Source organism: Nocardiopsis lambiniae (assembly GCF_031845465.1).
GTDB classification, from domain to species: Bacteria; Actinomycetota; Actinomycetes; order Streptosporangiales; family Streptosporangiaceae; genus Nocardiopsis; species Nocardiopsis lambiniae.
On record NZ_JAVREP010000018.1, the window covers coordinates 1 to 24,540 of the forward strand.

The 24,540-nt window shown below is 70.5% G+C and carries 21 protein-coding genes, 2 tRNA genes and 1 pseudogene; 4 read left to right on the forward strand and 20 right to left on the reverse strand.

The features are described from left to right. Positions 1-61: 61 nt before the first annotated feature. The 11 genes and pseudogenes from RM479_RS21685 to RM479_RS21735 form a co-directional block, all read right to left on the reverse strand. A pseudogene (locus RM479_RS21685) lies at positions 62-617 on the reverse strand (GTP-binding protein). A 22-nt stretch (positions 618-639) separates the two neighbouring features. Next, complete coding sequence (locus tag RM479_RS21690) at positions 640-1,098, reverse strand: DUF742 domain-containing protein (RefSeq protein WP_311513602.1); 459 nt, start codon at positions 1,096-1,098, stop codon at positions 640-642. Continuing rightward, on the reverse strand, positions 1,046-1,471 hold the full coding sequence (locus RM479_RS21695; RefSeq protein ID WP_311513603.1) for a roadblock/LC7 domain-containing protein: 426 nt from the start codon (positions 1,469-1,471) through the stop codon (positions 1,046-1,048). The genes RM479_RS21690 and RM479_RS21695 overlap by 53 nt, the downstream gene beginning before the upstream one ends. An 86-nt stretch (positions 1,472-1,557) precedes the next feature. Then, on the reverse strand, positions 1,558-4,143 hold the full coding sequence (locus RM479_RS21700; RefSeq protein ID WP_311513604.1) for an ATP-binding protein: 2,586 nt from the start codon (positions 4,141-4,143) through the stop codon (positions 1,558-1,560). Positions 4,144-4,641: 498 nt separating this feature from the next. Then, a complete protein-coding gene (ccrA, locus tag RM479_RS21705) occupies positions 4,642-5,904 on the reverse strand; it encodes a crotonyl-CoA carboxylase/reductase (RefSeq protein ID WP_311513605.1) in 1,263 nt (420 codons plus the stop codon). 258 nt (positions 5,905-6,162) lie between these two features. Beyond that, positions 6,163-7,974 (reverse strand): ABC transporter substrate-binding protein, encoded by a 1,812-nt coding sequence (locus tag RM479_RS21710; protein WP_311513606.1) that lies wholly within the window; start codon positions 7,972-7,974, stop codon positions 6,163-6,165. After that, positions 7,971-8,159 carry a hypothetical protein gene (locus RM479_RS21715; RefSeq protein WP_274807429.1) on the reverse strand — a complete coding sequence of 63 codons (189 nt, stop codon included), beginning with the start codon at positions 8,157-8,159 and terminating at the stop codon, positions 7,971-7,973. The genes RM479_RS21710 and RM479_RS21715 overlap by 4 nt, the downstream gene beginning before the upstream one ends. 4 nt (positions 8,160-8,163) lie before the next feature. Then, positions 8,164-9,204, reverse strand: coding sequence for an ABC transporter ATP-binding protein (locus RM479_RS21720; RefSeq protein ID WP_397222823.1), 1,041 nt, complete (start codon positions 9,202-9,204; stop codon positions 8,164-8,166). Further along, positions 9,197-10,261: an ABC transporter ATP-binding protein gene (locus RM479_RS21725; protein ID WP_311513607.1), complete on the reverse strand. Its 1,065-nt coding sequence runs from the start codon at positions 10,259-10,261 to the stop codon at positions 9,197-9,199. The genes RM479_RS21720 and RM479_RS21725 overlap by 8 nt, the downstream gene beginning before the upstream one ends. 5 nt (positions 10,262-10,266) lie before the next feature. Further along, the gene (locus tag RM479_RS21730) at positions 10,267-11,148 is read right to left on the reverse strand and encodes an ABC transporter permease (protein WP_311513608.1); all 882 of its coding nucleotides are present in this window, start codon (positions 11,146-11,148) and stop codon (positions 10,267-10,269) included. Positions 11,149-11,154: 6 nt separating this feature from the next. Beyond that, positions 11,155-12,240, reverse strand: coding sequence for an ABC transporter permease (locus tag RM479_RS21735; protein ID WP_311513609.1), 1,086 nt, complete (start codon positions 12,238-12,240; stop codon positions 11,155-11,157). A 379-nt stretch (positions 12,241-12,619) separates the two neighbouring features. Between RM479_RS21735 and RM479_RS21740 the strand changes: the two genes are divergently transcribed. Then, positions 12,620-14,254: an alpha/beta fold hydrolase gene (locus tag RM479_RS21740; protein WP_311513610.1), complete on the forward strand. Its 1,635-nt coding sequence runs from the start codon at positions 12,620-12,622 to the stop codon at positions 14,252-14,254. A gap of 71 nt (positions 14,255-14,325) precedes the next feature. Here the strand turns inward: RM479_RS21740 and RM479_RS21745 are convergent, their stop codons facing one another. The 5 genes from RM479_RS21745 to RM479_RS21765 all read right to left on the reverse strand — a co-directional run bounded on the left by RM479_RS21745 (position 14,326) and on the right by RM479_RS21765 (position 16,423). Then, positions 14,326-14,907: a septum formation family protein gene (locus RM479_RS21745; RefSeq protein WP_311513611.1), complete on the reverse strand. Its 582-nt coding sequence runs from the start codon at positions 14,905-14,907 to the stop codon at positions 14,326-14,328. Between the two features lie 144 nt (positions 14,908-15,051). Then, positions 15,052-15,570: a septum formation family protein gene (locus RM479_RS21750; RefSeq protein WP_311513612.1), complete on the reverse strand. Its 519-nt coding sequence runs from the start codon at positions 15,568-15,570 to the stop codon at positions 15,052-15,054. A 257-nt stretch (positions 15,571-15,827) separates the two neighbouring features. Beyond that, positions 15,828-15,900, reverse strand: a tRNA-Lys gene (locus tag RM479_RS21755). 152 nt (positions 15,901-16,052) lie between these two features. Further along, positions 16,053-16,125 (reverse strand) — tRNA-Lys (locus RM479_RS21760). Positions 16,126-16,237: 112 nt separating this feature from the next. After that, the gene (locus RM479_RS21765) at positions 16,238-16,423 is read right to left on the reverse strand and encodes a hypothetical protein (protein WP_274807422.1); all 186 of its coding nucleotides are present in this window, start codon (positions 16,421-16,423) and stop codon (positions 16,238-16,240) included. A 409-nt stretch (positions 16,424-16,832) separates the two neighbouring features. Here RM479_RS21765 and RM479_RS21770 point away from each other — a divergent pair, with 409 nt between their 5' ends. Further along, complete coding sequence (locus RM479_RS21770; protein WP_311513613.1) at positions 16,833-17,801, forward strand: MurR/RpiR family transcriptional regulator; 969 nt, start codon at positions 16,833-16,835, stop codon at positions 17,799-17,801. Positions 17,802-17,875: 74 nt separating this feature from the next. Beyond that, positions 17,876-18,859, forward strand: a complete 984-nt coding sequence (locus RM479_RS21775; RefSeq protein WP_311513614.1) for an N-acetylmuramic acid 6-phosphate etherase — start codon at positions 17,876-17,878, stop codon at positions 18,857-18,859. Between the two features lie 58 nt (positions 18,860-18,917). Here the strand turns inward: RM479_RS21775 and RM479_RS21780 are convergent, their stop codons facing one another. After that, positions 18,918-19,613 (reverse strand): SanA/YdcF family protein, encoded by a 696-nt coding sequence (locus tag RM479_RS21780; protein WP_397222861.1) that lies wholly within the window; start codon positions 19,611-19,613, stop codon positions 18,918-18,920. Between the two features lie 268 nt (positions 19,614-19,881). Between RM479_RS21780 and RM479_RS21785 the strand changes: the two genes are divergently transcribed. Next, positions 19,882-21,450, forward strand: coding sequence for a DUF885 family protein (locus tag RM479_RS21785; RefSeq protein ID WP_311513616.1), 1,569 nt, complete (start codon positions 19,882-19,884; stop codon positions 21,448-21,450). Positions 21,451-21,525: 75 nt separating this feature from the next. Here RM479_RS21785 and RM479_RS21790 read toward each other — a convergent pair whose 3' ends face one another. The 3 genes from RM479_RS21790 to RM479_RS21800 all read right to left on the reverse strand — a co-directional run bounded on the left by RM479_RS21790 (position 21,526) and on the right by RM479_RS21800 (position 24,411). Further along, the gene (locus RM479_RS21790; RefSeq protein ID WP_311513617.1) at positions 21,526-22,965 is read right to left on the reverse strand and encodes a hypothetical protein; all 1,440 of its coding nucleotides are present in this window, start codon (positions 22,963-22,965) and stop codon (positions 21,526-21,528) included. 28 nt (positions 22,966-22,993) lie between these two features. After that, positions 22,994-23,593 carry a SanA/YdcF family protein gene (locus RM479_RS21795; protein ID WP_311513618.1) on the reverse strand — a complete coding sequence of 200 codons (600 nt, stop codon included), beginning with the start codon at positions 23,591-23,593 and terminating at the stop codon, positions 22,994-22,996. Between the two features lie 173 nt (positions 23,594-23,766). Next, the gene (locus RM479_RS21800; RefSeq protein ID WP_311513619.1) at positions 23,767-24,411 is read right to left on the reverse strand and encodes a DUF1707 SHOCT-like domain-containing protein; all 645 of its coding nucleotides are present in this window, start codon (positions 24,409-24,411) and stop codon (positions 23,767-23,769) included. Positions 24,412-24,540: the final 129 nt, after the last annotated feature.

Below are 24,540 nucleotides of genomic sequence, written 5' to 3' on the forward strand. Positions count from 1 at the left end.
CTTTCCTGGGGAATCTACGGGACGACCGGGGGGAGCGTGCCGGGGGCGACCTCCCCGCCCGTCAGGCGACGGGCTCGCTGGCGCGGTTGTGCTCCAAGGCGTACCTGAGGAGGGTCTTGAGGACCTCCCCCGGAGAGCCGCTGGCGGGCGTCGAAGTCGATGATGGGGACCTCCGGGCTGACCTCCAAGGCCTCGCGTACCTGTTCGGCCGTGTAGTCCAGCTGCCCTTCGAACCGGTTCAGCGCCACGATGTAGGGAATGCGCTTGTTCGTCTCGAAGTAGTCGACGGCGTCGAAGGAGTCCGCCAGACGACGGCAGTCGACCACGACGACGGCGCCCACCGCACCTCTGACGAGATCGTCCCACATGAACCAGAACCTCGCCTGGCCCGGTGTACCGAACATGTACATGACGAGTTCGTCGTCGATGGTGATCCGGCCGAAATCCATCGCGACGGTGGTCGTCGTCTTGTCGGGGGTGATCGAGGTGTCGTCATGACCGATGCTCGCCTCGGTCATGATCGCCTCGGTGGTGACGGGCGGGATCTCCGAGACCGAGCGCACCAACGTCGTCTTGCCGGCACCGAAGCCACCGGCGATGACGATCTTGCTCGACATCTTCTTGCGATTGGACCGCTTGTCACTGGAAAAGTCGTTCGAGACCACGAAGAGCCCTCTCCAGAACCTGGTTTTCCGATGGACTGCTGCCGGTGATGGTCGGGTGGATGTACACCAGGTCCTGTTCCGCCAGGTCACTGACCAGGACCTGGGTGACGCCCAGGGGGATGTTCAACTCGGCCGAGACCTCGGCCAACGACCGGGTCTCCCGGCACAGCTTGTAAATACTGATCGACTCCGGCATGAGGGTGCCAGGAGGTTCCTGCCCGGGCTCGGACGTCGAGACCAGGGTCTGCACCATCAGCGGATGCCGTGACCGCGTCCGCCCACCGGTGAAGGTGAACGGGCGAACGCGGTTACTCCTTCGCCTACGGAAGCTCATTGACGTGGCAACCTCATTCCTGCCGAACCGTAACGGGTCACCGTCGTCAGTTCTGGATGACTTCGCGCAGCTGCGAGCGCAACTGCGGCGTGAGCACATGGGCGACGTTCTCGACGAGCTTGGCCATCTGGAAGCCGACGAGCTTCAGCTCGGTCCCGGGGGCGGTGAGCACCGCCATGCAGGAACCGTCGCTGATCGCCATGATGAACAGGTGTCCGTGGTTGAAGCGGACGAGCAGTTGCTCGCACTCACCGCGCTGGAACAGGCTCGCCCCGCCCACGGCCAGGCTGTGCAGGCCACTGGCGATGGCGGCGAGCTGCTCGGCGTGCTCCTCGGGGAAGTCGCTGGAGTGGGTCAGCACCAGGCCGTCGGAGGAGACCACGACGGCGTGCTCGACACCGCGCACGTCCCGCACGAACCGGTCGATGAGCCACGAGAAGTTCTCAACACTGTCGTTCACGGATTCAGTCATGCTCTACCTGCCTCGGCCGAGTGTCATAGGGGTTCGGGGGGATGTGCGCGCGCACTCCGGGTGCGCGCGCCGGGGGGTACGGCCGCTCATTCCTCGGCCTTCCCACCCGCGTCGTCCGTGGTGCCGTCGAGATCCTCTCCCTCCAAGGCCGCACGCTCGCCTTCGAGGAAGTCGCCCAGCTCGTCCCGGATCTGTTCGGCCCGAGCCTCTCCGGTGAGCTTGGGCGGTGTGTTCTCGCGCGCCTTGGAGGCGGCACCGCCGGGTTCGGGGCGCGGCATCATCCGCAGCGGCGAACCGTGCGGGGTGGCGCTGCGCCGGGGCAACCCGGCCGAGGTGATGGAGGAGGTGGCGCCGGAAGGAGCGGACCCACCGGTCGGCTTGCCGTTGGGGGGCGCGGTGGTCGGCGCCGCGGACGCCGGCCGCGTGGCGGGGGCGGTGCCCGTGGGGATCGTCGACGTGCGCGACTGGCCCGGGGTACGCGGCGTGGCCACGCGCAACAGCTCCTTGGGGACGATCGCGTAGGCGCTGACCCCTCGGAAGGCACGGGACTCCAGCTTGGCTTCGAGACCGTGCTTCTTGGCGATGCGGCTGGCCACGTAGAGGCCCATGTGCCGGGGCACCTCCTCGTCGAGCACGGGGTCGCCGGACAGACGCTCGTTGAGTTCGGCGAGCTGCCGGTCCGGGATGCCCACGCCCTCGTCCTCGACGACGATCATCAGACGGCCGTCGTCCATCTCCTGGCCGCTGATGACGACCTGGGAGTGCTCGGGCGAGTTGGCGGTGGCGTTGTCGAGGAGTTCGGCCAGCAGGTGGCTGATGTCGTCGGCCGCCATACCGGTGATGGAGGTCTGCGGCAGCTTGCCCAGCATGACCCGGGGATAGTCCTTGATCTCGGACATGGCGGCGCGGGCCACGTCGAGCAGGGGGACGATCTCGTCGTGGGCGTCGGACTCGCCGCCGTCGTGTCCGGTGAGCACCAGGAAGTTCTCCCCGTTGCGCCGCATCCGGGTCGCGAAGTTGTCGATCTGGAAGAGCTTGTCGAGCAGGTCGGGGTCCTGGGCGTCGGCCTCCAGTTCCTCGACCATCTCCAGGAGCGCGTCGACGAGGGACAGGTCGCGCATGGCCAGACCCGCCAGGGCCTCGTTGAGCAGCCCCTTGCCGCCCGCCACCGCCGAGGGGACGGGCAAGGGAGCGTCGCCGACCGGCTCTCGGGGCGTCTCCCCGGCGCCCCCGGCCTCGGCGAGGGTCGCCGGGGCGGTCTCCTCGACGGCCGCGGCGGTCGTGTCGTCCGCCGCGGGTTCGTCGTCGGAGGCCCGCTGCGCCTCCTCGACCGGCTCGGCCCGGGTGAGCGCCTTGTCCTCGCGGTCCTCGCGGTCCTCGCGGATCTCGGTGGCCTGGGTCTGTTCGGCGAACAGGGTGGCCGCGGAGTCGGCGGTGATGACCTGCGGCGGCTGACCGGCGGTGAACACGATGACGTGCTGGACCGGCTGGCCGTAGGGGTTGGCCTGCCCGGGGTAGAACACCGGCTGGCCCTGGACCACGTAACCGGGGGGCTGGAACGGCGGCGGGTAGACGTTGGGGTAGGCCATCGGGTGCTGGAAGGGCGGCGGGTACACCGGGTAGGGGTAGGCCATCGGCGCCTGGGGGTAGGGGTACTCGCCCTGGGGGTGCGGCGGCTGCGGCGGCGGGGGACGGTAGGCCTCCGGCCGGGGGGCCCGCGGATCCTGCCCGTAGGGGCCGTGGTGGGCACCGTGGTCGGGACCGTAGGGGCCGTGGTGGGCGCCGTGGTCGGGACCGTAGGGGTCGCGGTGATCCGCGCGGGGCTCGCGCGCCGCGTAGGGATCCCGGTAGGGGTTGCCCCGGGGGGCGCGGTCGTAGCGGGGTTCCTCGCCGCGGGAGGGATACTCCGCGCGGGGCGCCCGCTCACCGTATCCGGGGTCGTAGGAGGGCTCTCCGCGCAGCGGCGCCTCGGAGGCGTAGCGGTCGGACTCGGCCGGGCCGCGGCGGGCGCGCCAGGACTCCTGGCGGTGCCGTCTGTCGGGGTCGGGGCCCGGTTCGGCCGCCGCGGCGCGGGGCTCGTGGTGCCCGGAACCCCCTTCCGGAAAGCGACCGCGGTGGTCGTCGCCCTGGGGCGACTCCCGGCGGAGGGGCTCGGGCAGCGGGGACTCCGGTACGGAGGACGCGGGGGTGTGTGACACAGGGGCCTCGAATTGCTCCGTGTGAGGGGGCTCGGACGCGGGACCGGTCGCCGAGGGGACCGGCCCCTCGAACGCGAACGGGGTCTGGTGCACCGGGGCCTCCTCCTCGGACGCGGTGTGCTCCGTCGGAGCGGTGACTTCGGGAGTGCGCGGTTCGGGCTCGTCGAGACCGACACCGCGCCATTGACCGACGGGGGTGACATCGGGCGCGACGTCGTCGATCTCGACGCGCCGGACCGTGGTGTAGGGGTTGGGGACACCGGGCCGGGTGGCGGGTCGGTAGCCGTTCTCGGCGGAGCCGGAGAAGGGGCCGACGGGCCGTTCCACCGAGGGGAGGTCCCCGGGCGGGGCGCTCTGGGCGCCACCCGCCTTAGTCTCCCCCGTCACGGGAGAGGACCCGGCGGTGTACCGACCGCCGTCCCGGTCCGCGGTGCGGCCGGGTTCCTGCGAGTGCGGATGCACGGGCTGATGCACGGGATTTCCTTGCTCGGTCTCCATGGAGCGGGTTTCCTGGATCCTGACCATACGGTAGATGGCCCTACGGAAACGCCCCTCTCGCCTGACTGTGGGCTCCTCCTCCGTCGACGCCTTGGGCCCGTCCCCGGGGGACCGGGGGGCGGAGCCGTCTGCCGGCGGTGGCGCCTCTGCCACTGTCTCGTCTCCTTGGCTCGGGTGGGCGGATCGCCCCCACTCGCACGGGGCGGGGATGGGAACCCATTCCGGAGACAAGCATCCACGGCCCGCACAATTCCTGCACTTCCACCGGTAATCGTCGTTCGGTTCGCCAGACTAACAAAGGTGGACCGGCTTGGCAGAAGAATCGGAGAAGCACCGGAAAAGGGACGCGAACATCACTCTTGACCAGGGAGGACGACAGGGGCCAGAGAGGCGGATCAATGGATGGTTAATGTATTTTATTGTATTTTGTCCAGCTAGGGACTTTGGTCGGTTTTCGGTCAGCGGACCCATGGTTCACACGCCGTCCCGGGGCCGCGCCCTTTCGGCCCCTTCCCCGCGCCGGGCGTTGACCAGGGCCACCCTGTTCCCCCAGGGGTGAACGTTCTCATAGACCTCCTGATGCGCCTCACCGATCTCGTCGAACTCCACCACCGAGGTCACGCAGGGGTCCAGGAGTCCCCGGTCCACCAGGTCGACGACGGCCCGGCAGTCGGCGGTGGTGGCGAAGTGCGAGCCCTGGAGGCGTTTGAGGCGCATCCACAGGAAGCGCAGATCGATATCGGCCCGATACCCCGACGTGGCCCCGCAGGTCACCACCATGCCCTCGTTGTCGCACACGTAGAGGGAGGTCGGCAAGGTGTCCGCCCCGCTGTGCTCGAAGACGATCCGCGGGCCGCGCCGCTCCCCCAGGACCTCCCAGAACCGACGGCCGAAGGCGCGGACGCCCGCGGACCAGGCGGCGTGGGCCTCGGCGTCGCCCTCCTCCGGCATCCGCCCCCAGTGGTCGAACTCCGTGCGCAGCAGGACCCCGACCGCGCCCAGTTCCCGGCACACCCGCGCCTTCTCCTCGGTGGAGACCACCGCCACCGCCCGGCCGCCCGCGTTGCGGACCAGTTGGACGGCGAAGGAGCCCAGGCCTCCGGCCCCGCCCCAGATCAGCACCGGGTCGCCGGGGCGGACCACGTGGGGGTGCCACCCGAAGAGCTGCCGGTGGGCCGTGGCCGCGGCGGCCAGGAACCCCCCGGCCACCTCCCAGGACATGCCCTCGGGCCGGGGGTGGCACTGCACATCGCGCACCAGGCAGAACTGACCGAAGGAGCCGTGGTTGGACTCGTAACCCCAGGCCCGCATGCTCCGCGAGGCGGCCGGGTCCCGGCCGAGACGGATGTCCTCGGAGCGTTCGTCCCAGTCGCCCGGGGAAAGGATCACGTGGTCGCCCACCTCGACCCCGCGCACCCCGTCGCCCACCGCCCAGACGATGCCCGCTCCGTCGGAGCCGCCGATGTGGTGGTCCTCGGTCGCGCCCGCCCTCCGCCGGACCGCGATGACGTCGGCGGGACTCCCCAACGAGGCCCAGACGTTGTTGTAGTTGATCCCCGCGGTCATCGTGTAGACGAGCACGTATCCGGCCTCGACCCGGGGGACGGGAACGATCTCACGGGCGAACGCCCCGCGCGGGGGCCCGTAACGCTCGGCGCGGATCGTCATGGCGTGCATACGGGCGGGCACATGTCCCAAGGGAGGCATGTCGCCGAGGTCGTACAGGTCTGCGGCCATGGGAGGGGGCCTTCCACATCCGTTACGGGCGCGGGGAGGGAGGGCCGGGGCGGTGGAACTCTCCCGGCATTCCAGGAGACTATCGCCAGAAAACCCCCACCAGGTTCCACTCGTCCACTTTCGTGATCAAGCTCGGGACTTTGGTCCCGGCCCCCGCGGACCTCGGGAACGGGGCGGGCCCCGCGTGGGCCCGCCCCGTGACGGCGGTCGCACGGCGCGAGGGTCACTCCCGCCCTCCCGCCGGGTGCGGGCGCCCCGTCACTCCACCGGTTTCAGGTCGCCCTGGATCAGCGACAGGATGACGTGGTTGTCCCGGTAGATCTGGTTCTGCGCGGCCGGGTGGCCGTCATCGAAACTCTCCACGCGGACCCCCTCCAGTGCGGGGGCCAGGTACTTGTACGTCCAGATCGGGATGCGCGGCAGCAGCTCGTTGAAGACGATCGACATCGTCTTCAGGGCTTCGATCTGCTCCTCCTCGCTGGGAGCGGTCTTGGCGACCTCGACCAGCTTCTCCAGGTCCACCTCGCCCTGACTCGGGCTGTCGACCTTCAGGTCGAAGTCCTGGCCCGGGTTCTCCTCGGTGCGCGCGTTCTCCACCAGGTAGTTCATCTGGAAGGCACCCCAGTAACCCGGGATCTCCGGGTTGCCCCAGTGGCGGACGGCGACCTCGAAGTCTCCGGCGGCCCAGATGCCCCACGGGTTGTCGGAGGGGACGTTGGACGCGGTGGTCTTGATACCGAAGTCGTTCCAGGCCTCCTCGACCTGGGTGGCGGTGAGCTCGAAGTCACCCCAGCCGACCACACCGATGACCTCGAAGGCCGCTTCCTCGCCGTCGGGCAGGAGCCAGATCCCGTCCTCCTTGGTCCATCCGGCGTCCTCCAGCAGCTCGGTCGCCTTGTCGTGGTCCAGGTCGTAGGTCTCGAACCCGGCCAGCTCGTCCGCGCTGAAGATCTGCTCGGCCTGGAGGTCGACCAGACCCGCGTAGTGATCGACGCGGCCGTAGGCCTCGCCGCGCGCGACCTGGCCGATCTGGTCGCTGTCGAGCAGGTGGGCCAGCGCCTTGCGGACGCGCACGTCCTTCAGCTCGGGCTTCTTCCTGTAGTTGAACATCAGACCGCAGCCGTCGTAACCGGGGTGCTCGACCGAACGCAGCCCCTCCACGCTCTGGAACGCCTGCTGGTCGGCGGCGGAGGTGGCCAGGGTGGAGTAGTCGACCTCGCCCTGCTGGATGAGCAGGGAGGCCTGACGGTTGTCGCCCTTGTGGACGACGATCTCGTCGAAGCCGACCTCCGTGCCCTGGTAGCCCTCCTCGTTGCGGACCAGGGTGATGCGCGCGTCGGCGAGCTGGCCCGGGTCGAACTTGTACGGACCGCTACAGATGATCTCGTCGGGGTCGAACGCGATGAACTCGGCGTTGAACTCGTTGTGCTCGTCATCGCCCTGGCGGACACCGCCGCCGAACAGCTCGATGGCGCGTTCGCCGAAGTCCCCGTAGGTGGACTTGGAGAAGATGCGGTGCTTGAGGACTTGCAGTTCGATGCCGGGGAACGGAGCGTCGAAGCGGGCCCGGACGCTGAGGTCGTCCAGCTTCTCCAACTCGGTGATCTGCGGGAAACCGACGGACCAGGACGGGGCCTCCAAGGCGCGGATGGCGTAGTTCTGGTGGAGGTCGTCGGCGTTCAGGTCGGTGCCGTCGCTCCACTTCAGGCCCGGGCGCAGGCTGACGATGAGGTCGTCGCCCTCCCACGTGCTGCTCTCCACGAGCAGGTAGTCCCATTCGTGGGTCGCCCAGTTGTAGAACGCGCTCGACGTCAGGAACAGGTCGACGTAGACGGAGTTGGTCAGCAGCGCCCCGTCCTCCACGGCGACGTTCCGGGTCTGGGCGTCCAGGTCGAAGTCGTAGACACCGGTGAACTGGCCGACCGTGGCGTTCGCCGCGTTGTCGCCGCCGGCGCAGGCGGTCAGGACGTTCGCGCCCGCGACGCCGACCGCGCCGAATCCGACGGCCTTGAGAAGGCGTCTGCGGCTGAGGTCCCGGAGGAGGGTGTCGCGGTTGGGGGTGAGGGTCATTCCTGGCGCTTCCTTTCGATGAGGACGGCGAGCAGTCCGAGGGAGAGCACGGTCAGGCCGATCACGACGGTGAGGACACTGATCACGAACTCGGCTGTGCCGGGGGGATTCAGCAGGGCCGTGAGGCCGGCGGTCAGGGTGAGGAAGGCTCCGACGAGCAGGCCGAAACGGCCGATGAGGAGCATCCGCTCACCCCTGGCCGACCACGTGGCAGGCGAGCAGGCGGTCGTGGTCGCGCACCAGTGGCGGCCGGTGGGTGTCGCACACGCCCTGGGCGTACACCGGGCAGCGCGGGTGGAAGTCGCAGCCGGGCGGCAGATCGGTCAGGTCGGGGATGTCCGCGTCGCGCAACCGAACGCGTTCCCTGGTGCGCGCGAGGTCGGGGTCGGGCTCGCACACCGCGGAGATGAGCGCCTTGGTGTAGGGGTGCCGGGGGTCGTTGACCACCCGGGGCGTGGGACCGCGCTCGACGACCTTGCCCAGGTACATGACGGCGATCTCGCCGTCCCAGGCGAAGTACTTGGCCACGGCCAGATCGTGGGTGATGAACAGGAAGCCGACGCCCAGTTCGTCGCGCAGGCGGCCCAGCGTGTTGAGCAGGCTGACCCGGATGGAGACGTCGAGCATGGAGGTGGACTCGTCGGCGATGATCACCTCCGGGTTCATCGCCAGTGCGCGGGCGATGGCGACGCGCTGGCGCTGACCGCCGGACATCTGGTGCGGGTACTTGTCGAGGAAGTCCTCCGCCGGGGTGAGGTCGACCCGTTCCAGCAGTTCGGCGGTGACCCGACGGGCCTCCCTCCGGTCGGCGACCATGCGGTGCCTGCGCAGCCCGGCCGAGACCGTGGAGTGGACGGTGCGCACCGGGTTGAGGGAGGCGTAGGGGTCCTGGTGGATGTACTGGACGGCGCGTCGGAACCCGGACCGCTCCTTCTTGTCCATGGCGTCGATATTCCGGCCGCGGAACAGCACCGAACCCCGGGTCGGGGCGGACAGCCCGGCGGCCATCCGGGCGGTGGTCGTCTTGCCGCAGCCGGACTCCCCCACCAGGCACAGGGCCTTGCCGGGGCGCACCTCCAGGTCGACGCCGGCGACGGCGGGGACGTCACCGCGCGGGCCGGGGAAGACCTGGTGGACGCCGTGCAGGCTCAGCAGGGCGGGGTCCGACGCGGCGTTCGTCGCGGCCCCGGAGGCGGGGTCGGCGGTCGGTGGCACGGAGCGGTCAATCACGGGTGGCCCCCTCGGCGGCGAGTTCACGGGAACGCAGACAGGCGACGGTGTGGCTGAGGCCGTCGCCTCGGGCGTGCAGGACCTCCGGCTCGGGGCGGCGCTCGCGGCACAGGTCGACGGCGTGACCGCAGCGTGGGGCGAAGGAGCAGCCCGGGAGCGGGGAGGACGGTCCGGGTGGGGAGCCGGGCAGGGACTCGGGGACGATCAGGTCCCCGCTGATCGGGGGCACGGAGCCGATCAGCGCGGAGGTGTAGGGGTGGCGGGACCGGTGGAAGATGTCCCGGGTGGTGCCGGTCTCGATGAGCCGCCCCGCGTACATCGTGCCGACGCGGTCGGCGAGTTCGGCGGCCAGTCCCAGGTCGTGGGTGATGAAGACCATCGAGAACCGCAGCGCCTCGCGCAGCTCGCAGAGGCGTTCGACGATGGCGCGCTGGGTGAGCAGGTCCAGGGCGGTGGTGGGCTCGTCCAGGATGAGCAGCTGCGGTTCGAGGGCCAGGGCCAGGGCGATGAGGGACCTCTGGCGCATGCCGCCGGAGAGTTCGTGGGGGAAGGAGCCCAGCACCCGTGCGGGATCGAGGCGGACCATCTCCAGCAGGGCGGCGGACTCTTCGAGGATCTCCCTGCGCCGGCGGGGTCGTCCGGTCTCGTGGGCGCGGAAGGTGTCGACGAAGTGGTCCTCGATCCGGAGCACCGGGTTGAAGGCGTTCATCGCCCCCTGGAAGACCATGGCGGCCTCGCTCCAGCGGAAGCGGCGCAGGTCCTCCTTGGCCATGGAGCGGATGTCGACGGTGGTTCCGTCCTTGCGACGGAAGCGGATCTCGCCGGCCGAGACCAGGCCGGTGCGGGGCAGGAGCCGCAGCAGGCCCAGGCCCAGGGTGGTCTTCCCGCAGCCGGACTCCCCCACCAGGGCCATGGACTGGCCGGGGTGGAGGTCGAAGGAGACGTCGTGGACCGCGGTGAGCAGGGTGCGGCGGCCGGTGCGGTAGCCGATGTCGACGTTGCGGACCGAGAGCAGCGGTCCCTCGTGCGGGACGGGTGCGGTAGGGGATGCGGTCACGGGGATCACCTGTCCCGGAGTCGTGGGTCGAGGGTCTGCTCCAGGGAGCGGGTCATGGTGACCAGGCCGATCTGGAAGAGCATGATCATCGCCATGGGGGCGAGCAGGAACGGTACGGCGGCGGGCACCAGGAAGGCGTTGTTGTCCCAGGCCTGCTGGATCATCAGCCCCCAGTTGGCGGCGGTGCTGGGCAGCAGGCCCAGCAGGTACATGCCGACGACGGCGTAGATCGCGTTGGTGATCGCGATGATGAAGTTGATGAAGATGTAGCCGGCCATGTTGGGCAGCACCTCGACGAAGAGGATGCGGGCGGTGCCCAGGTCCTGGATGCGGGCGGCCTCGACGAACTCGCGTTCGCGGAGCGTGAGGACCTGCGCCCGGATCGACCGCATGAGGTAGGGCCAGGTGACCAGGCCGATGATGAAGGCGACGACCATCGGTGACGTGGTGCGGTAGAAGGACGCCACGACCAGCATCAGCACGATGAACGGGATGGTCATCGTGATGTCGGTGAGCTGGAGCAGGAAGTGGTCGATCCGGCCGCGCACGTAACCGGCGATCCCGCCGAGGACGACGGCGATGGCGACGGTGATCACGGCGGCGACGATGCCGACCCAGATGGGTTCACGGCCGCCCAGGACCAACTGGACGAAGGTGTCCTTGCCCTCGTGGTTGGTGCCGAGCCAGTGCTCGGAGGTGATCGGCCCCCAGATCTTGGTGACGTCGGTGGGGTTGTCGGTGTCGATGAGCAGAGGCCCGACGAAGGCGAAGAGCAGGACGCTCAGGACGATGCACAGGCCGAGGAACCCACTGGTGCTGCGGGTGACGCCCTGCCAGATCGCGCCCCAGACCCCGGCTCCGCCCGAGGCGACGGTGGTGACTGCCATGGTCTCCTACTTCCGGATCCGCGGGTCGAGCCTGGTGTAGAGCAGGTCGGCGATGAGGTTGGCGGCCACCACGCAGGTGGTGAGGACGACGAGGAGGCCTTGGAGGAGCGGGTAGTCGCGGTACTTGACCGCGTCCAGGAGGAGTCCGCCGACGCCCTTGTAGACCAGCACCTGCTCGACGAAGATCGCGCCGCCGACGAGCGTGCCGAAGGAGATGGCGATCTGGGCCACCAGCGGCAGGATGGCGTTGCGCCCCACGTAGGCGACCGCGATGCGCCGGTCGCGCAGTCCCCGGGCCCGGGCGACGGTCACGTAGTCCTCACCGAGGACCTCGGTGGTGGAGGCCTTCATGACGAGCATCCACGTGCCGATGATGGCCAGGACGTAGGTGAAGATCGGCAGCCCGGCGTGATAGAGGGCGTCGCCGACGAACTCGACGTTGAACCCGATCTCGACGCCGGGGCTGAGGGTGCCGCGCAACGCGATGGGGTTGAACCAGCTCAGGTACATACCGCCGCCGACGACCAGGACCATCGCGATGAGGTAGTTGGGGATCGCCCCCAGGACCGAGGCGACGACGCTGAGGGCGTGATCGAGGAGTCGGTTGCGGCGGTAGGCCATGATCATGCCGAGCGTCAGACCCAGGACGACGGCGATGACGGTGCCGACGCCGATGCTGAACAGGGTCCAGGGCAGGTAGGCGGCGATGGATTCGGTCACGCTGAAGCCGGGCCGGTTGATGGTCATGCCCATGTCGAAGGTGAGCAGGCCGACGAAGAAGTCCCACCACTGTCGGTAGAGGGACGCCTCGGGATCGTAGGCCAACGAGTTGGCCGCGATGACGCGCGCCTCCTCCATGCTCATCCCGCCCTGGGTGAGCCGTCCGGCCATGACGTCGATCGGGTCGCCGGGCATCGCGCGACCGAGGAAGAAGGTCACGTTGGCCACGACGAAGACGACCACGACCGCCTTGCGGACCTTGACCAGGACGTAATGACGCCAGATCCGGAGGGGCAGGGGGACCGGAACGTCGTTCGACGCCGTGGTCCCGGCTTCCGGTGGCGGTGGAGAGGCCGTGATTTCGGTGGCCACGGGGCTCCTAGCGGGGAGGGGGCTCGGGGGGCGGGGGCTCCGCTCGTGGGGCACGCGAGAAGGGCCGCAGGGACACGGCCACTTCTATTAGGAAACTTTCCTAATAGAACGACAAGGTAACCCGAGGAGTGTGGCGAGCACCACCCTCGTGACCAAACGGCGTCCTTCGCGCGACGTGATCGGCATGGCAAAAGCCCCAAAAAATAACAAATGCATAGATATCTATTCGTTGGCCATGGCCGCCTCCGGCCACACGCGCGGATCCATGACTTTTGTGGGTGTTGCCCATCCATGGGCGATACGTACGGTTACCGAGCCGATGCACACCCCCCGGCGTCGCCCCCGCGATCCGGACCGGAGAAGCAAAGGAACGACCCCCGTGCGCAGAGCACCCGTCCTCACCACGGCGGGCACCCTGGTGCTCGCCCTGGCCACGTCCGTCATCGCGGCCGCACCGGCCGCAGCCGACGATCCACTGAGCGCGTTCCACGACCAGGAGGTCGTGTGGGCCCCCTGCGAGGAGGACCTCCTCGCCGAACTGGAGTGCGCCGGGATCGAGGTCCCCCTCGACTACGCCGACCCCGGCGGCGAGCGGGCGACCATCGCCGTCAGCCGACGCTCCGCGACCGACCCCGAACGACGACGCGGCATCCTGTTGACCAACCCCGGCGGCCCCGGTGGGACCGGCCGCCATCTGCCGATCGAGCCGCGCCCCGACCTTAACGTCCATTTCACCCTGGGCGACCAGCGTGTCACCGAGGTGTACGACGTCATCGGCATGGACCCGCGCGGCAGCGGTGCCTCCACGCCGCGGCTGGACTGCGGCAGGGGGATGCCGCTTCCCCCGCCCCGCCCCGACGATGACGAGTTCTCGACCATCACCCGGACCGCCATCGCCACGCAGCGGGCCTGCGAGAGCGCCCACGGCGACCTCATCCCGCACATGACCACGGCGAACACCGCCCGGGACATGGACGTCATCCGGGCGGCGCTGGGAGAGGAGCAGACCTCCTACTACGGCGTTTCCTACGGCACCTATCTGGGAGCGGTGTACGGGAGCCTGTTCCCCGAGCGGTTGGACCGAAGCGTCCTGGACTCCTCCGTCACCCCCGACGGGATGTGGCGGGGCGTGTTCACCCGCCAGAGCGAGGGCTACCACGCCAACATGGAGCGGTACACCGCGTGGGCGGCCGGGCACGACGACGTGCTCGGCTTCGGGTCGACACCCGAGGATGTCCTGGCCTCCATCGAGGGCGTGCGCGACCGTCTTGAGGACGAACCCAGGTACGACATCCCGGGAATGCCCGAGGGGGTGCCCTTCACCGGGGACGACTTCGACTTCTACGTCGGCATGGTGGTCCGCCCCCAGCACCTGTGGGACCTGATCTCCATGGAACTGGGGCACTTCGTGCACGACGTGCCCTTCCCCGAGTACGAGTTCCCCGAGCCCGGGGACCCCGGTATCGAACTCGGCAACGACTCCCTGCTCATGGCCGTGTCATGTGAGGCCGAGTGGCCCTCACGACTGTCGGGCTACCACTCCGACATGCGTGAGATCCGCGAGTGGAACCCGTACGGGATCGGGGCGATCTGGCACGCGCCGCAGCCCTGCACGTTCGCGTCCGAGGGGCCGACCGAACCGCTGGTGGAGCTCGAACGCGACGGATACCCGACCGGGTTGATCATCGCGGCCGAGTACGACGCGAACACCGTGTACGAGGGCGGACCGCTCATGGCGGACCGGCTCGACAACGCTCTCATCACCGTCACGGACGAGGGCGGCCACGGGTTCTACCCGATCCCGGGCATGGACTGTGTGACGGACGCCGTGGACGCCTACCTGGTGGACGGCGCGGATCCGGGCGACCTGACCTGTCAGGGGCTGCCCCGGGCCGAGGCCCCCCTCCCGGTCGGCGCGGAGAACGCGGTCGGCGAGGGGATCGCCGAGGTGATGGGGCTCCGGGAGGACCCGCTGCGGGCGATGTCGCCGGTGTGGCGGCCCGCGATCGGCTGACCCGGGGAACGACGACGGCCCGCGCCGCCGAGCGGCGGCGCGGGCCGTGCGCGTCCGTCACCGGACGACCGTCACAGGGCGGTGCCCCCCAGGCTCCCGACGGTGTCGCCGTCGCGGTCGTAGATCAGGCACAGGACCTCGCGGTCGCCCTCGTTCCACCCGTTCTCGACCGGGAAGAGCGGCTCGATGTCCAACGAGGAGGAACCGTGGGCCTCGCCGGTGAACGTCTCGAAGGGCTCGACGCAGAAGTCGAAGGCCATCCGGCCCAGCTCGTCCTGACCGGGATAGGAGCCGCTCTCGGAGAGGTCGCCCACGTGGTAGACCTCGTAGAGGTGCGGCTCCGCGCAGTCCACCCGGGGCACCGAGGAGATCTCGCCCTCACCGAACTCGGTCAGGCAGTCGCCGAGGAAGATGTCGAAGACGTCGGTGTCCTCGGGACCGGCCGGGGTCTCCGTCTCGACGGGCTCCTCGTAGGGGGTCTCCGTCTCGACCGGGTCGACCTCCTCCGGGGTGGGGGAGGGCTGCGCGTCGGTCCGCAGCGCGGGCGGGAGCAGTTCCAGCGGGCCACAGGCCGTCAGCGACAGGGCGGCACCGATGACCAAGGGGCCGATCACGAGACGGCCGTAGGGCGAACGGCGCTTTTCGGACAACATGGCGACTCCACTGGATTCTGTGATTCGTGCCGGTCGGGACATGACCTGTCGGCACTTATCAAGATGCGCCGGAGTCGGTGGTGGTTCCCGGCCGGATCCGGAAATCCGGATCCGGCCGGGTCACCGACGATCGATGAGCGGTCGTCAGGCGGCGTAGCCGGAGAGGGTGCCGGTGACCGTCTCGCCGACGATCACGGCGTAGCAGGTGATGTCGCGGCCGTTCTCGAAGTCCCAGCTGCTCTCGATCGGCAGCAGGGCGCCGTAGTAGATCGTCGAGTCGCCGGCGGGCACACCGTACGAGAGGATCTCGTCGTCGTAGGCGACGCCGACGAACTCGGCGAGCCGGGTGCCGCAGGTCTCGTCCGCCGCCGTGCTCACCACGGAGTCGCCGGGGTAGTCACCCTCGGGCAGCGTCTCGACGTGGTAGATCTCCGAGTCGTGCTCCTCCGAGCAGTCGACCAGGGGGATGTCGCTGACCTCTTCGCTGCCGAGGACGGAGTTCATCTCATCCTCGGTGAAGCAGTCGCCGACGCCGAGGTCGAAGACGTTGCCCTGCGTGCCGAGCACGCTGTTGAGGACGCCGCAGCCGCTCAGGGCCACGACGGCGCCGCACGCCAGGGCGGAAACGGCGAGGGCACGGGGAATGGTGGGGGAAGAGGGCATGGGGAATTCTCCGGAGGAGTCAGGGGAAGCCGACCGGAATGGGCGGCAGGACACCGTTTCACCAGGTGAGGGGCGGCGTCAATCCGTTTATGGATAACTACATTCTGGAAATGGAGCACCACGAAGAGTGGCGGACTCGTTTTCCTCCCGGGCCAAGGGGATCGCGGTACAGCACAGCACACGGCGACGACATTCGTGAATCCGCCCCCTGAGAACGCCACGAGGGCCCCCGGCCAGTGGCCGGAGACCCTCCCGTGTGCGTCATCAGGGACTCGAACCCCGAACCCGCTGATTAAGAGTCAGCTGCTCTGCCAATTGAGCTAATGACGCTCGTCGCGGTGCGGCGACATCGTCGATTCTATCGGAGCCACCGACAGGACATCGCCGTCCTGGGTGTGGTCCGCGCCACCCGGCGCGACCGGGGGCATGCGACAGGATCGACCCCGGTGGAAGGTGTGGCCTTCTGCCGGGGTCGTTCGCCGTGCGTCATCAGGGACTCGAACCCCGAACCCGCTGATTAAGAGTCAGCTGCTCTGCCAATTGAGCTAATGACGCCTGCCGCTCGTGGTGGGAAGCCCGCCCCGTGGGCCGTGCTCCCCGGCGACGTCGTTAACTCTAGCAGGACTCACGGAGTGGTCGCGAACCGTTTGAACGGTCACCGCGAGGCTCAGGCGAAGGCCAGCACCAGCGCGACGATGACCGCGATCGCGGCGACCGCACCGACGCCCGCGAGGACGATCGGCAGGATCGGCCGACGCTCGGGCGCCGCCGCCACGGGGTTCTCATCGACGAAACGGCGGAAGTGCTGGGTGCTCCCCGCCGGGTCCAGGTTGGGATCGTTGTTCTGTGTCATGAGGTCGACACTAGCGACTCCTGTGACCCGACAGCACCCCTGAGAACGGATTCGGGCGATATCACAAGGACGCGCGACCGTCACCCCTGTGAAAGGCGAACGTAAGGGCCCCCGACCAGACTCGTTGCCGGCGGGCCCGAACGACCGGTACTTCCCCGCGGCCGAGACGGCCCTCCTCCGGACCCGGCGCGCGACCGCGCGGCCATCGACACCGCACGGGGACCGTGTGCCGGGTCCGCCCCCACCGGCAGGAACCGGCCCGACCGTTCCGCCCCGGGTCCGCGACGAAACCGGTCACCGCCACGGCCGAGGTACTTGCCGCCGCGCCGCCCACTTGGAATCCTGGATTCTCCCGCTTTTTCCCTTCCGCGCGTTGACTCTGCACCAACACCGAAAGAAACTTTCCTCCATGGCGCACATTCCGAAGCCCACGGAAGGCCGCGTGGAATCCGGGATTCCACAGGTCCCCACCACCGTGCTCCGCATCCGTTCGCTGCTGCCCTCGCTGGCACCGGCCGAACGCCGGGTCGCCCAACGCATCATCGACGACCCCGAACGGGCCGCCGCGTCCTCCATCACCCAGCTGGCGAAGGACTGCGCCACCTCCGAGGCCACCGTGATCCGCTTCTGCCGGACCATCGACTTCAGCGGGTACCGGGAACTGCGACTGGCCCTGGCCACCGAGGCCGGCCAGGCGCGCGGCGCCCGGACCACGGGTGGGCCCGAGCCCGACGGGGACATCAACCCCGACGACACCCTGGTGACGGTGGTCCAGAAGATCGCCTACACGGACGCCCGCGCGGTCGAGGAGACCGGGGCGGCCCTGGACGTCGACGTGCTGCGCACCGTCATCGACACGATGGGCGCGGCCCGGCGCATCGACGTGTACGGAGTGGGCGCGAGCGCGTTCGTCGGTGCCGACCTGCAACAGAAACTGCACCGGATCGGACTCACCTCGTTCGCCTGGTCGGACGCGCACGTGATGCTCACCAGCGCGGCCCTGCTGGACGAACGGGACGTGGCGATCGGCATCTCGCACAGCGGCAGCACCATCGACACGGTGCAGGCGCTGGCCGAGGCCGGGCGCCGGGGCGCGCGGACCGTGGCCATCACCAACTTCCCGCGCTCCCCCATCGGATTCGCCGATCACGTGCTGACCACCGCGGCCCGGGAGACCACCTTCCGGTCCGGGGCGACCGCCAGTCGGCTCGCCCAGCTGACCGTGGTGGACTGCCTGTTCGTGGGGCTGGCGCAGAGCCGGTACACCGACAGCAGGACGGCTTTGGAGACCACCGCCGAGGCGGTGCGGGGACTGCGGATCAACGACGACCGCAAACGTCGTCGGGACCGCTCCGACGACAAGACCAGCGACGACTGAGCCGGGGGCCGTCCCCTCGCCCGGAGACCCGGGCGAGGGGACGGGCGGCACCGGAGGGAAGGGAACGGCAGCGGGTGCGGACCGAACAGGAGAGCACTGTGGAGCACTACGGCGGGGACGAGGGCCCCGGGCGGGCCGATCCCCCGGAGGCCCCCTCCGGAGAGGCCGTGATCGTGCGCGCTCCCACCGAGGCCCGCAACCCCGGTACCCACGACATCGACCTGCTGCCCGCCCTGGAGATCCTGCGCCGGATCAACGCCGAGGACGCCACCGTGCCCGCCGCGGTGGAGGCGGCCCTGCCCCGATTGGCCCGGGCCGTGGAGTTGGGGGTGGCCGCCCTGGAGAGCGGGGCGGCCATCCACTACTTCGGTGCGGGCACCTCGGGGCGCATCGCCGCCCAGGACGCCGCCGAGCTACCGCCCACCTACGGGGTGCCGGCGGACTGGGTGGTGGCCCACCACGCCGGAGGTGGCGAGGCGCTGGCCCGCGCGGTGGAGGGCATCGAGGACGATTGGGAGGCCGGCCGCGCCGACGCCGCCGGCATCGCCCCCGGTTCGCTGGCGATCGGATTGGCCGCCAGCGGACGCACGCCCTACGTGGGCGGCGCCTTGGAGGCCGCCCGGGAACGATCCGCGACGACCGTGCTGATCAGCGCCAACCCGGAGGCCCCGCTGGCGGGTCGGGTGGACGTGCACGTGGGCATGGACACCGGCCCCGAGGTGATCGCCGGGTCGACCCGGATGAAGGCGGGGACGGCGCAGAAGCTGGCGTTGAACGCCTTCTCCACGGCCGTCATGGTCCGCATGGGGCGCACCTACTCCAACCTCATGGTGGGCGTCGACGCGACCAACGGGAAACTGCGCGGCCGGGTGGTGACGATCCTGGCCGAGGCCACCGGGTCCGACGTGGAGAGCTGCGCGGCCGCGTTGACCGACGCCGACGGCGACACCCGGACGGCGCTGGTGTCGCTGCTGGCCCGGGTGCCGGCGGCCCAAGCCCGCCAGGCGCTGTCGACCGCACGCGGCCGTGTCCGCGACGCCCTGGCCACCCTCGCCTGAAGCGCCCCGACCGTGTTCCCGCGAACCCTCTCCGTGCGAGAGCGTTCGAGAACAGGTCCTAATCCTCCGCGGCCGTGGCGAGGGCGTCGTCGACGGCGGTCTCGTAGCGGCCCAGGAAGGTGGGGTCGGGTCGGACGATGACGGTGCCCAGGGCGGCCACCGCCGCGGGGACCTCCCGCAGCCAGCCGTAGGTGGTGGCCGTGGCACGCTCGGCGGCGGCGTCATCGGCGACACCGACCGCGTCGATGCCCGCCGCCCGGCACAGGCGGACCGCGCGGGGCAGGTGGAAGTCCTGGGTGACGACGGTCGCCTCGTCCACGCCGAACACCTCCCGGGCGCGCACACAGGACTCCCAGGTGGAGAACCCGGCGTAGTCGCCGACGATCCGGTCGTCGGGGACGCCGGAGGCCACCAGGTGCTCGCGCATCGTGTCGGTCTCGTTGTAGTGCTCGACACTGTTGTCGCCGGTGACCAGGAGGACCTCGACCTTGCCCGCGAAGTACAGGTCGGCGGCCAGCTCCAGGCGGCGGGCGAGCAACCGGGTGGGCTGCCCGTCGGCGCGCACCCCGGCACCCAGGACCAGGGCGACCGGCCGTTCGGGGACGGCGTCGACGGTGTCGTGGCGCTGTCCGGACGTTCCGGCGAGCATCCACGCGAACGGCGCGCACCCCGCCACCAGGGCGAGGACGAGCGACAGGAGCAGGAGGCGGCCACGGTGGCGGGGACGCCCGGTGGCGGCGTCGTCAGAAGTCAGCACACTCGGGAGACGACCGGCGACGCCGTACGGTTCCGCGAGCCGCCACATCGGTCGGCCCGTCGGTCCGAACGCTCAGGGGCTCTCCCCGTCGCGAGCGGCGTATCGGCGCGGTCGTCGCCGGGCCGGAGGGGGCCGGGACGGTGTCCCCTGGATCGGTGAGGGTCCGGAGGAAGAGGAGGTCTTCGCCTGCGGGACGCCCTTCGCAGGCGCCGGGGCGGCGCACGACAGGGTGTGCACGAACAGGGCACGCCCGTAGGGTCGTCCCATGTCTCCACACCCTGAGAACGACGAACTCCCCCTCCGTCTGCGGGCCTTGGCCGACCTCATGCCCGGGGCGATGCGCGAGGGCGCCGGCATGCACGAGTACGACGGCCGCATCGCCGACCTGTCCCCCACCGGCGTCGAGGCCGCCCTGGCGAACCTGGGCGGCGCGCGGCTGGACGATCCGCACGACGAGGCCCACCTGGCCGCTTTCGAGGCCGGCGCGCGCTACGCGCTGGGCGAGGCGCTGCTGTACCGCGCCAACCCCCTGTACCACCTGGGCGAACTCGACGTCTCCGGCTACGACCGGGACTACGCCCCCGAGGCCGAGCGCGGACGGGCCCGCGACGCCCACCTGACGCAGTGGACGCAGGGGGTGGACAACGCCATCGCCGCCTTGGACCGGATCCCCGCGCCGGTGGCCCGCTCCCTCATCGGTGCCGTCCGAGGGTTGGCCGAGGGGCTGGCCGAGGACGTGCCCGCCGACGTGCGGGAGATCGCCCTGGCCGCGCACGCCCGCCTGGTCGCCCACGTGGAGCGGGCCGCCGTGGAGGGGCCCGAGGACGCCGCCCTGGGCGCCGAGGGACTGGCCCGGCTCATGGGCGTCGGCGAGGCCATGGAGGTCGACCCGGCCGAACTGGCCGACCGCGCGCGGGCCGAACGCGACCGGTTGCGCGCCCGCCTGGCCGAGGCCGTCGGCCGGATCGCCCCGGGCCGCGACGTCATGACGGTGGTCCGGGAACTGACCGCGCGGGGACCGAACGGCGAGCGTGTGCTCGACAGCGCCCGCCGGTGGACGGAACTGTCGCTGGGGTTCACCGCCGAGCGCGGACTGGTGCCCTACGACGACGGCGAGTGCCGGGTGGACCTGTCCCCTCCCGCCCACCGGTGGGCCACCGCGATGATGTCCTGGTCGGGGCCGTGGGAGAGGGACACCCCGTCCTTCTACTACATCACTCCGCCCGATCCCTCCTGGGGCGAGGAGGAGACGAGGGAGTGGCTGGAGATGTTCAGCGACACCACGCTGCCCGCCGTGAGCGTGCACGAGGTGGCGCCGGGGCACTTCTCCCACGGTCGGGCGCTGCGTCGGGCGCCCGGGGCGGTCCGTCGGGCGCTGCACTCGATGACGTTCGCCGAGGGGTGGGCGCACTACGCCGAGGAGATGGTCCTGGAGGAGGGCTTCGGGGCGTACGCCGCCGAACGGTCGGGCGTCGAGGGGTGGACCGCCGATCACTACGAGGCCGGCGTGTGGGTGGAGGCCCTCATCCGGGTGACCCGCCTGTCGGTGGCGCTCGGCATGCACACCGGGACCATGACCGTGGAGGAGGCGGCGTCGCTGTTCTCCGAGGACACCCCGTTGCAGGGCCCGGCGGCGCTGTCGGAGGCACGGCGGGCCACGTTCGACCCCACCTACGGCCGGTACACGTGGGGCAAGCTGGAGATCCTGCGGCTGCGCGAGGAGGCCCGTGAGACGTGGGGGCCGGAATTCTCCCCGGGTCGGTTCCACAAGGCCCTGCTGGACCTGGGCTCCCCGCCCCTGGGACTCATCGGAACCGCCCTCGAACGCGGCTGACCGGAGCGTCGTCGGGCGGTTCCGGTGTCCCCGGGAACGATCGCCGCCGTTCCCGGGGACACCCGTTCCGTCGGCTCAGCGACCGCCGCCGAACAGGCGGCCGAGGATCCCGCCCTGAGGCGGGCCGGTCGGCTCGGGCCGTCCGGTCGGGGCCGACGCCTCCACGACCTCGGGTTCGGCCTCCACGCCCACCAGGGCGCGGAACTCCTCCGGGTCCTGCGGCAGCGCCCAGGCCGCCAGGGTCTCCCGGAACCCCTCGTCCTCCCAGGCGCCGGCGGGCAGTTCGGCGATCGCCCACAGGACCTTGAGGATCTCCTCGTCGTACTCGGCCTGGACGTGCTCCTCCGCGGTGAACCCCTTGGCGCGGGGACCGAGGACGAGTTCCAGCCCCACCCCGGTGACCAGGGCGCGCGAATCGTCCTCGTCCTTGATGAGGCCGAGCAGGATGTCCAGCCGGAGACGACGGGCGCGGTCGCCGGCCCGCCCCAGGGCCAGGAAGCCCAGGACCCGCGGCGAGCGGGGGCCGCAGTGCGGCCACGATTCGTTGAACAGACCCTCGTAGCCGCTGGTGGTGCCGCCGCCCCGCCCGACACGGCGCAGCGCTTCGCGCGGGGTGTCGGGACCGTGGATGAGCACCAGGGCCACCGACGCGGCGAAGGAGTTGTACAGGTTGCCGCCCGCCATCTGGTGGGTGAGGGCGACGGTGAGGTCGATGTCGTCCGGCCCGGCGAGCAGGCCGAGGGCGAACAGTTCGGCGGGCAGGGGTTCGGAGCCGCCCTCCAGCGCCTGGTCCATGATGCCGCGCAGGCCGGAGGCGGTCTGGCGGGTCGGGCGCAGGTCCCTGGCGAGCAGCATCTGGGACGAACCGGTGATACCCGCGACGATCCGATCGGCGTCGGGGGTCAGGAAGGCCAGTACGTAGGAGACCCACTCCCCCGCCCGGTCCAGGCCGCCGCGGTTGCTCGCGCCCTTGAGGAGTTCGAGCAGGTCGGGGACCCGGGCGCGGACCGCCTCGAAGGTGTCGAGTTCGGCTTGGAGCAGGGCCGGGCCCTCGGGCAGCTCCAGGACGTCGAGGCGGTTGCGCATGCGCCACCGCTGCTGCTCGTCGGGGGCCTCCTCCACCCAGGCCCGGTACTGCTCGTGGACCTTGGCGATGTCGGTGGTGGCGATCCAGGCCACCTCGTCGCGCCACTGCCCGAGGTCGCGCGGCTCGGGGAAGAGGTCCTCCGCGTGCGGCGAGACCAGTTCGAGCAGCAGGCTCAAGGGGCGCCAGCGGTCGGTGGCGGGTGTCAGCGGGGAGCAGGCCGCGTCGACGAGGTGGTCGACCGCCTTGGGGGCGGCCGTGTGGCCGGGGGCGGGGAAGGCGATGATGTCGTGCAGTTCGGAGAGGGCGGTGTCGCTCCGGGTGACCTCGGCCAGGAGGGGCGCGATGCGGTCGCCGCCCTCCGGGGCCAGGGCCGCCCAGTCCACGCTCTCAGCGTCGTCGTGTGCGTCGTTTCCCGTGGTCGCGTTCATGTCCCCAAGTATCCCGGTCCGGCCGGTGTCAGGGACCGCTGTGGGCGGGGGCGGGGCGCAGGACGGCGTCGCGCAGGGCCTTGACGGCGGCTGCGGCCTCACGCGCGTAACCGATGACGGTGGAGCGTCGGCGGGCGCCCATGCTGGGATCGCCGACACCGACGGCGTCGATCCCGGCCGCCCGTGCCAGGGCGATGGTGCGGGGCAGGTGGAAGGACTGGGTGACCATGACGGCGGCGCGGACCCCGAACAGATCGCGCACCCGCACGCAGGTGTCCCAGGTCCGGTAGCCGTGGGGGTCCGCGTCGACACGGTCGGCCGGCACCCCGTGGGCCAGGAGGTAGTCGGTCATGGTGTCGGTCTCCCGGCACGACATCTCGCGGTTGTCCCCCGAGACGATGACGCGTTCCACCCGGTCGTCCAGGTACAGGCGTACGGCCAGGTCCAGACGGCGGGCCAGCAGAGGCGAGGGCCCGTCGGTCCAGGCGCCGGCGCCCAGGACGACGGCGACCGGTCGGCGCGGGACCGTGTCGGTGGTGCGACGGCGACCGGCCGAGGCCGTCATGAGCCAGACATAGGGCGTCAGGGCGGCGGCGCACGCTCCGGCCACCACGATCCACAGCGTCACCGGTCGCTCCTCTCCCACCCGTCCCCGGCACCGCCCGCCTCCCGGCCGCCACCCTGGAGGGGTGGCCTGCGGCCGTGGGATGTCCCACTCGCGGACGGCCTGCGGCCGACGGACTTCTTCTCCGTGCGCGCCGTCGTGGCGGGCATCCCCTCATGTTCCCAGGGTCCGGACCCTCAACCGAACAGGTCGCTCCAGGAGAAGGGGCGGCGATGGCCCACCCGGAGGTTGCCGCCGTGGCAGGTGCCGGTGATGACGAAGTGGGGCGCGGGCGGTCTCGGGATCGCGTCGGCGTCGACCTTCATTCCGCCGAACCAGGAGGTGTCGACGTCGACCTCGGCGGTGGCCCGTTCGGGCAGGATGACGTCGGCGCCGCCCCAGGAGATCTCCAGGTGGACCTCGACCCGACCGTGGGGGATGTCGGCCTCGCGGAAGTCGAGCCTGGTGGAGCCGTACTTGTTGCGGATCTCGACGCGGCGGGGCACCTGCCAGCGCCCCTTGCGGACGATGCTGTCGCCGTCGGAGCGGACGATCATCACGTCCTCGGGGTGGACCCGGTCGACGGGGCGGTTGTCCAGGACCACGGGGACGGGTCCGGTGGGGGCGCCGGGCGAGCCGGGTAGGTCGGAGGTGATGGGCTCCAGGTCGGCGTAGGTCTTGGCGTTGAAGGCCGCCTCAAGACGTTCGTCGAGTTCGTCAAGGGTGATGCGCCCTTCGGCCGCGGCCTCCCGGAGCACCTCGGCCACCTGGTGGCGTTCGGCGTCGGAGACCCGCAGACGACCTCTCTCCTCGGAGACCACGTCCCCACCGTTCCCTTCCATCGTTTCCCACTGCCACGGTAGAGCACGGTCCGCGAAGCGGGAAAAAAGGGGGAAGGTCCCCACCCTCCGGCGCTTTGACGCGGGCCGGGGCGGGGTAACGCTTCTGAAGGGTGACCCGGGACTCTGCCG